The sequence below is a fragment of the Nocardioides sp. genome, from assembly GCF_031397825.1.
Taxonomy (GTDB): Bacteria; Actinomycetota; Actinomycetes; order Propionibacteriales; family Nocardioidaceae; genus Nocardioides.
The window spans coordinates 22,327-30,127 of record NZ_JANNML010000161.1 but is presented as its reverse complement, the minus strand read 5'-3'; the positions used below and the strand labels follow the sequence as shown (position 1 = coordinate 30,127).

General features: G+C 70.2%; 8 protein-coding genes. All 8 read left to right on the top strand.

What is annotated here, in order from left to right; genetic code table 11:
• Window positions 1-544 (top strand): MCE family protein (locus tag RMN98_RS14030; protein ID WP_309649442.1); only part of this gene is annotated, 544 nt, incomplete at its 5' end.
• Window positions 545-593: 49 nt separating this feature from the next.
• Window positions 594-1,547: an MlaD family protein gene (locus RMN98_RS14025; protein ID WP_309649443.1), complete on the top strand. Its 954-nt coding sequence runs from the start codon at window positions 594-596 to the stop codon at window positions 1,545-1,547.
• A 58-nt stretch (window positions 1,548-1,605) separates the two neighbouring features.
• The gene (locus tag RMN98_RS14020; RefSeq protein ID WP_309649441.1) at window positions 1,606-2,826 is read left to right on the top strand and encodes an MCE family protein; all 1,221 of its coding nucleotides are present in this window, start codon (window positions 1,606-1,608) and stop codon (window positions 2,824-2,826) included.
• On the top strand, window positions 2,823-4,190 hold the full coding sequence (locus tag RMN98_RS14015) for an MCE family protein (protein ID WP_309649440.1): 1,368 nt from the start codon (window positions 2,823-2,825) through the stop codon (window positions 4,188-4,190). The genes RMN98_RS14020 and RMN98_RS14015 overlap by 4 nt, the downstream gene beginning before the upstream one ends.
• Window positions 4,187-5,461 (top strand): MlaD family protein, encoded by a 1,275-nt coding sequence (locus tag RMN98_RS14010; protein ID WP_309649439.1) that lies wholly within the window; start codon window positions 4,187-4,189, stop codon window positions 5,459-5,461. The genes RMN98_RS14015 and RMN98_RS14010 overlap by 4 nt, the downstream gene beginning before the upstream one ends.
• Window positions 5,462-5,469: 8 nt before the next feature.
• Complete coding sequence (locus tag RMN98_RS14005; protein ID WP_309649438.1) at window positions 5,470-5,985, top strand: hypothetical protein; 516 nt, start codon at window positions 5,470-5,472, stop codon at window positions 5,983-5,985.
• On the top strand, window positions 5,982-6,701 hold the full coding sequence (locus tag RMN98_RS14000) for a hypothetical protein (protein ID WP_309649437.1): 720 nt from the start codon (window positions 5,982-5,984) through the stop codon (window positions 6,699-6,701). The genes RMN98_RS14005 and RMN98_RS14000 overlap by 4 nt, the downstream gene beginning before the upstream one ends.
• Before the next feature lie 109 nt (window positions 6,702-6,810).
• The gene (locus tag RMN98_RS13995; protein WP_309649436.1) at window positions 6,811-7,794 is read left to right on the top strand and encodes an NAD(P)/FAD-dependent oxidoreductase; all 984 of its coding nucleotides are present in this window, start codon (window positions 6,811-6,813) and stop codon (window positions 7,792-7,794) included.
• The last annotated feature ends 7 nt before the right edge of the window (window positions 7,795-7,801 follow it).

The window sequence follows — 7,801 nt, the reverse complement described above, 5'->3', positions numbered from 1 at the left end:
CACCGTCGCCTCGCTGCTCGACAACACCGCCTCGCTCACGAACACGCTCGCCGACCGCGACCAGCTCATCGGCGACGTGGTCGACAACCTCGGCACCACGCTCGAGACCGTCGACTCCCGTCACGTGCAGCTGGAGCGACTGGTCGTCGAGCTGCGCGACTGGATGGGCGACCTCGCTGACGACCGCAAGACCATCGGCCGCTCGCTGAGCAGCATCTCCGACCTGACCGTGGTCGTCGCCGACCTGCTCCAGGAGGGCCGTCCGTTGCTCAAGGGCGACATCGCCGAGCTGCGCAAGCTCTCCCGCCTGCTCAACGAGCCCGAGAACAAGAAGCTGGTCGTCGAGATCTTCGACCGGCTCCCCGAGTCGATGACCGACCAGACGCGCACCGGCACCTACGGGTCTTGGTACAACTACTACATCTGCGGGTTCGCCGGAAAGATCACGCTCCCGGTCGTCAGCGGGCTCCCGATCATCCGCCAGCTCAACGAGCAGCTCAACAGCATCGACTTCCGCTCCACCGCCCCCCGGTGCAACCGATGAGCGCCTCGGGACGTGCGGCATGACGGGCCGAAGGGACGAGCGCCGCGTGATGCGCTACGGAGCCCTCACGCTGGTGCTGATGCTGCTCATCGTGAGCGCGGCCTTCAACCTCTCCAAGTTCCCCGGCTTCGGGGGCACCTCCTACCTCGCGGAGTTCACCGACGCCAGCGGCCTGCACCGCGGCAACATGGTGCAGGTCGGTGGGATCCGGGTCGGCCGCGTCCAGGACGTCACCCTCGAGGGCAACACCGTCCTGGTGCAGTTCGAGGTCGACAACGGCGTGGAGTTCGGCACCGAGAGCGGTGCCTCGGTCGAGGTGCTGAGCCTGCTGGGGGAGAAGTACCTCGAGCTCACCCCGGCCGGCGAGGGCCAGCTCGACGAGGACACCCGCATCCCGAAGGAGCGCACGCAGTCGGCCTACGACATCGTGGGCGTCTTCGGTGACCTCACCACCACGACCGAGGAGATCGACAAGGACCAGCTGGTCCAGGCCCTCGACGTCGTCGCCGACACCGTCGACTCCGCGGCCCCCGAGATCGAGGACAGCCTGACCGGCATCTCCCGGCTCTCGCGGACCGTGGCGTCGCGCGACGAGGAGATCCAGTCGCTGCTGGCCAGCTCCAAGGACGTCAGCACGCTGCTCGCCGACCGCAGCCAGGACATCGTGCAGCTGCTGAGGAGCAGCGACCTGGTCTTCGCGGAGGTGCAGCGGCGCAAGGACGCCATCCACCGGCTCCTCGTCAACGCGCGCAGCCTCGCCATCGAGCTCCGCGGGGTCGCGACCGACAACCAGCGTCAGATCGGCCCCGCCCTGCGCGAGGTCGACGAGCTGCTGGCGCTGCTCAACGGCAAGGAGAAGGAGCTGAAGGCGACGCTGGCGGCGCTCGGTCCCTACGTCTCGATCCTCGGCAACATCATCGGCACCGGTCCCTGGTTCGACGCCTACGCCGTCAACCTGGCCGCGATCCCCACGGGCGAGTTCCTGCCCGGGCCGGCCCAGTGATGTGCCCGGTGATGTGCCCAGTGATGTGCCCGGTGATGAGTCCAGTGAGGTGCCGGCCATGACGCGATCCCTGCCCCGGCTCGTCACCCCGCTGGTCGTGGTGGTGCTCCTCGTCGCTGCCGTCATCACGTTCACCCAGGGCGGCGGGGAGGGCACCCGCACGGTCACGGCGCACTTCCCCCGAGCGGTGAGCGTCTACACCGGCACCGACGTGCGCATCCTCGGCGTCAACGTCGGTGAGGTCACGGCCGTCGTGCCGGAGGGGGAGTCGGTGCGCGTCGAGATCGCCTACGACGCCACCTACGACGTCCCCGCCGACGCCAAGGCCGTCATCGTGACGCCGACGCTCGTCGCCGACCGCTTCGTCCAGCTGACCCCGGCCTACACCGAGGGCGAGGTGATGGCCGACGGCGCCGACATCGCGCTGCCCGACACGGCCGTCCCCGTCGAGCTCGACCGCATCTACGCCGCCCTGCGCGACCTCACCCAGGCCCTCGGACCCAACGGGGTCAACGCCGACGGGACCCTCGACAACCTGCTCGAGGCGGGGGCCGAGGGCCTCGACGGGCAGGGCGCTCGCGCCAACCAGATGATCCGCGACCTGTCGGAGGCTGCGACGACCTTCGGCGAGGGCAGCGGCGACCTCTTCGACACCGTCACGCAGCTCGCCGACTTCACCAGCACGCTGGCCTCCAACGACAAGCTGGTGCGCGCGTTCATCCGGCGTCTCGCGGGGGTCTCCTCGCAGCTGTCGGCCGAGCGGGGCGAGCTCCAGGCCGCCCTGGCCTCCGTCGCCGACGCCGTCGGCACCGTCGAGACCTTCGTGCGCGGCAACCGCAAGGCCCTGGTGCGCAACGTCCAGAGGCTGAGCAGCATCGTGAAGGTCATCAACTCCGAGAAGACCAACCTCGACACCGCACTGCGCATCGCCCCGGTCGCCATCGGCAACCTCGTCCTCGCCTACAACTCCGAGTCGGGCACGATCGGCTCCCGCATCGGGGTGGGCGGCAACGTCGCCGACGCCGACGGGTTCCTCTGCTCGGTCGTCCAGCAGTCCGCGCTCCCGCGCATCAGCAAGGACCTGGCGTGCCAGATCTTCGCCACGCTGCTCGAGCCGATCGGCGAGGCGGCCCCGACCCCGCCCCCCAGCCGCGGTGCGTCCGACGCCCGCGTCGGCCCCGTCGCACGGGACGAGTCCGCGGGGCGCGAGGTCGTCCAGCAGCAGTACGCCAGCGAGCTCGAGCCCAGCCTCGCGACCCTCCTGGGAGGCACCCCGTGATCCGCACGCCACGTCGCCGCCGGTGGGTGGGACTCGCCGCCGTCCTGGCGCTGCTGTCGTCAGGGTGCGAGTTCGACGGTGCCTACGACCTCCCGCTCCCGGGCTCGCCGGTGGACGCCGACGAGGCCTACGAGTTCACCGCGGAGTTCCGCGACATCCTCAACATCGTGCCGCGCTCGCCGGTGATGGTCGACGACGTCACCGTGGGGGAGGTGATCGACGTCGAGCGAGTCGGCTGGCACGCCAAGATCACGCTGCGGGTGCGCGACGACATCCGGCTCCCCGACAACACGATCGCCGACATCCGCCAGGTCAGCCTCCTGGGGGAGAAGTACGTCGCCCTCGAGGAGCCGGAGGCCGGCACCGCCCAGGGGCGTCTCGAGGACGGCGACAACCTCCCGCTGGAGGCGACCGGTCGCAACCCCGAGGTGGAGGAGGTGCTCGGCGCGCTGTCCTTCCTGCTCAGCGGCGGCGGTGTGGGGCAGCTCGGCTCGATCACCGAGGAGATCAACGACGTCATGGGTGGTCGCACCGACAAGGTGCGCAGCCTGCTGGGCTCGCTCGAGAGCGTCATCGGGACCCTGGACGCGCAGAAGGACGACATCATCAGCGCGTTGGAGTCGCTGAACAACCTGACCGCGACGCTCAACGCCGAGCGCACGACGATCGAGGGCGCCCTCGACGCGGCGGGTCCGGCCATCGAGGTGCTGGGCAATCAGCACGACGAGCTGGTCGCGATGCTCTCGTCCCTCGACCGGCTCGGCGTCGTCGGGACCCGCGTCATCGGCGCCAGCAAGGACGACCTCGTGGCGTCGCTGCGCAGCCTCGAGCCGATCGTCAACCGGCTGCGCGCCGCAGGCGACAAGCTCGCACCCGGCCTCAACCTGCTGCTGAGCTTCCCGTTCCCCCAGGAGGCCAGCGAGATCGTGCTCGGCGACTACGCCAACACCTCGATCAAGGCCGACATCAACATCGCCAACTTCTTCGGGTCCGGCGAGGGGGGCCCGGCGCCCGACCTCCCCGACATCCCGATCCCCGGGCTGCCCGACGACCCGCTCAACACGGTCCTCGACTGCCTCACCAGCCGCGACCTGACCAGCACGGCCTGCGTCAAGGTGCTCGGCAGCATCAACCTGCTGTCCAAGCTCGTCAAGGACTGCAAGCGCATCAAGTACGCCGACAACCCGGTCTGCCTCGCCCTGAAGGCGCTGGGCAACGGCGGGCTCGAGCTGCCCGACCTCGAGGTGCCGCTGCCGGACCTCGGCGGGCTGCCCGGCCTGGGCCGGCTCAACCTGGCGCTGACCAGCGGGGCGGCGAGCCCTGAGCCCAGCACCACCGGCCTGTTCGGGGGTGGGGTGTCGTGACCCGCACCGGGATCAGGGTCCGGCTGCTGGCCTTCGTCGTGCTGGCCTGCGTCGGGATCGTCTACGTCACCGCCTCCTACCTCGGCTTCGTCGACAAGGTCCTCGGGCGCGGGATCACCGTCGAGGCGACCCTGCCGACGTCGGGCGGGCTGTTCGAGGGCAGCGAGGTGACCTACCGGGGCGTCAAGATCGGCAAGGTCTCCTCGATGACACCGACCCGGGCCGGCGTCAGTGTCGAGCTCGCCCTCGAGGAGGGCACGCGCCTGCCGCTGGACGCGCCGATGTTCGTGCACAACCTCTCCGCAGTCGGTGAGCAGTACCTCGACTTCGAGCCCGCGGACGACGAGGGCCCCTACGCCGAGAACGGCAGCACGCTGGTCGGGTCGATGGAGTCGCTGCCGGTGGACGAGGCGGACCTCCTCGTGGAGCTCGACTCCTTCGTGGGGTCGGTCGACCAGGACAACCTCAGGACCCTGATCGAAGAGCTGGGCGTGATGTTCAACGACACCGGGGTCCCGCTGCAGCAGCTGCTGGACGGGGGCGGCGAGTTCATCCGGGAGGCCGCGGCCAACACCGACGTGACGGTGCGGCTGCTCGAGACGGCGCTGCCCGTGCTCCGCACGCAGCGCGCCGAGGGGGAGAACATCCGGGCGTTCTCGCGTGACCTGCGCCTGCTCACTGCTGCCCTGCGCGACTCCGACCAGGACATCCGCACCACCCTCGAGGGCACGCCCGGCACGGCCCGCGAGGTGCAGGCGCTGCTCGAAGACCTCGAGCCGACCCTGCCCATCCTGCTCGGCAACGCGGTCAGCGTGAACCAGGTCGTCGTCTCACACCTCGACGGGCTCGAGCAGCTGCTCGTGACCTTTCCCCGCACGATCGCCGGCGGCTTCACCGGCACGACGCCCGACGGCTACGGACACGTCAGCCTGCAGTTCGACAACAGCGTCCCGCCGTGCACCGAGGGCTACAAGCCGCCGTCGCAGTGGCGGCAGGCCAACGACCTGACCGACGCCCCGATCTTCCCGGCCCAGTGCCGCAGCGGGGCGCCGTACGTCATGCGGGGGCCGAAGTACTCACCCGGGGCCCAGCGCCCTCCGGCCTCGCCGCCGCGCGCCCTCGGTGGCTCCTACGACCCGAGCTCCGGCCTGGTCTACGGTGCTGTGGACCGCAACGGCGACCCGGTGCGCTTCACCGACCCGGGTGACCTGTCGATCTTGGGGGATGACTCGTGGAAATGGCTGCTGGTGGGACCGGTGTCCCCGCGATGACGCCCTCCGTGACGTCCGAGAGCAGGGCGGCCCGGCTCCCGGTGCTGCTCAGCGTCCTCGTCGTGGTGCTGCTGGTGGCCTGCGGCGTCGGCGGCTACGCCGCCTTCCGTGAGCACGACAACCGCACGGCGGCCGGGGTCGAGCAGGAGCGCTACGGCGAGGTGCTCGAGGCCGCGCGCCGGATGGCCGCTGCCTTCGTCAACATCGACTACCGCACGCCCGAGGACTCCTTCGAGGCCGTCGCGGACAACGCGACGGGTGAGTTCCTCGAGCAGTACGAGAGCTCGAGCGAGAGCCTGGTCGACCTGCTGACCACCAACAAGTCGGTGATGACCGGAGCGGTCCGGTCGGCCGCCGTGACCGGTCTCGACGCCGACAGCGCGACCGTCATCGTCGCGACCAACGGCAGCGTCAGCAACGTGTCCAGCAACGACGAGCAGACCGCGCGCGACTTCCGCCTGCGTCTCGACCTGCTGCTCATCGACGGCGAGTGGCGCACCGACAACCTGGAGTTCGTCGGATGAGCGCCTCCGGACCGGGTCCGCGTCCGCCGAAGCGGCCTCTGGGCGCCCGCACGCCGACCGCGCGTCCGCGCAAGGTCGCGGGGCGCACGTCCGGCACCGAGGACCCGGTGGTCGACGCCCCCACCGACATCGCCACCCAGGACGCTCCGGAGCCGGAGGTCCACCACGAGCACGTGGAGTGGCCGGTCGAGGACGAGCCGGAGCGCCCGGCGCCCTCACGGCGTACGACGGGACTGCTGGTCGCACTCGTCGTGCTGCTCGCGGCGGTGGCGGCCGGGGAGGCGTTCTACCTCTACGGCCAGGACGACCCCGTGGTCTCCTCCGAGCGGCCCGTGGTGACCGGCAAGGTGGCCGCGACCTCGGCCGTGGACGCGGCTGCCCGCTCCGCGGTCGACATCGTCTCGTCGTCCTTCCGGACCTACGACGAGCAGGTGGACCTGGCGGCCTCGACGATGACCGACTCCTTCGCCGAGGAGTTCCGCCAGACCAAGGCCGAGATCCGCGAGGACTTCATCGCACAGAAGACCGAGGTGACCGCCGAGGTCGCAGCCCAAGGGGTGGTGCAGGCCTCGGCCGAGCAGGTGGTCGCACTGGTCTTCCTCGACCAGAGCACCACGAAGGCGGGCACCGACCTCAACGTCGCGCAGTACAAGATCCTGGTCACCGTCGTGCGGACGGAAGCCGGCTGGTTGGTCTCGCAGATGGAGACCATCTGATAGCGTTGGGGCGAACTAGAACACGTTCCAGAAATGCCCAGGCGACGTCGTCGTGAGACGAGGTGGCGCGTCTGTTGAGCATGACCGCCCGGCACGGAAGGATCACGGCGTGACCTCTCCCACACCTGACGCCGTCGAGACCGACCTCCTCATCATCGGGGCCGGGCCCACGGGTCTCTACGCTGCCTACTACGCGGGCTTCCGCGGCCACCGGGTCGCCGTGGTCGACTCGCTGCCCGAGCTCGGCGGTCAGATCACTGCGATGTATCCCGAGAAGCAGATCCTCGACGTCGCCGGCTTCCCCAGCATCAAGGGGCGAGACCTCGTCGAGGGCCTGGTCAGCCAGGCGGGCACCGCGAGCCCGACGTACCTCCTGGACCGCACGGCCTCGACGCTGACCCAGGACGACGACGGTGTCACCGTCGGCCTCGACGACGGCACCACGGTGCGCGCCGGCGCTGTGATCATCACCGCCGGGATCGGCAAGTTCAGTCCCCGTCCGCTGCCCGCCCAGGCTGACTGGCTCGGGCGGGGGCTGGAGTTCTTCGTGCCGAGCTTCGTCCCCTACGCCGGCAAGGACGTCGTCATCGTCGGCGGCGGCGACAGCGCCTTCGACTGGGCCGTCCACCTGGAGCCGGTGGCCAGGTCCGTGACGCTGGTGCACCGACGCGACGCCTTCCGCGCGCACGAGCGCACCGTCCAGCAGGTGCGCGACTCGAGCGTGGAGATCGTGACCAAGGCCGAGGTGAGCGCGATCAACGGGGGTGCCACCGTCGAGTCCGTCGACATCACCGTCGACGGGGTCACCACGACCCGGCCCGCCCAGGCGATCGTGGCCGCGCTCGGCTTCATCGCCGACCTGGGGCCCCTGCAGCAGTGGGGGATCGAGGTCTTGAAGCGACACATCGTCGTCGACCCGTCGATGCAGACCAACCTCCCGCGGGTCTTCGCGGCCGGTGACATCACGGAGTACCCCGGCAAGGTCCGCCTGATCGCGGTCGGCTTCGGGGAGGCGGCCACCGCGGTCAACAACGCGACCGTCGCCATGGACCCCTCGGCCAAGGTGTTCCCCGGTCACTCGTCCGAGGCCTGAGCAGGCC

Bases quoted from the DNA above. Each gene is read 5' to 3' on its own strand.
- RMN98_RS14025 (WP_309649443.1), top strand. From the start codon at position 594: ATGCGCTACGGAGCCCTCACGCTGGTGCTGATGCTGCTCATCGTGAGC.
- RMN98_RS14000 (WP_309649437.1), top strand. From the start codon at position 5,982: ATGAGCGCCTCCGGACCGGGTCCGCGTCCGCCGAAGCGGCCTCTGGGC.
- RMN98_RS14020 (WP_309649441.1), top strand. From the start codon at position 1,606: ATGACGCGATCCCTGCCCCGGCTCGTCACCCCGCTGGTCGTGGTGGTG.